Raw genomic sequence first — 294 nt, forward strand, 5'->3', positions numbered from 1 at the left:
CAGCCCTGAATACACGCGCCAATATTTAAGCCAGATGCTGCGTGATCGCCATCGCGAGGCATTTTATGTGTTGTTTCTGGATAACCAGCACAGGGTGATTAGCGGGGAGGTGATGTTCGAAGGAACGATTGATGCCGCCAGCGTTTATCCGAGGGAAGTGGTAAAAAGATCACTGGAACTTAATGCAGCGGCGTTGATTTTAGCGCATAATCACCCCTCAGGCGTGGCGGAGCCAAGTCAGGCCGATCGGCGAATTACTCAAAGGATCAGCGATGCGCTGGCCTTGGTAGATAT

Annotated in this window: 1 protein-coding gene; it reads left to right on the plus strand. The window is 51.7% G+C overall.

Translation table 11 applies throughout. The features are described from left to right. A partial coding sequence (locus ACYP03_RS25565; RefSeq protein WP_459782613.1) for a JAB domain-containing protein occupies nucleotides 1-294 on the plus strand: 294 nt, incomplete at both ends.

The sequence above is a fragment of the Photobacterium sp. R1 genome, from assembly GCF_054600795.1.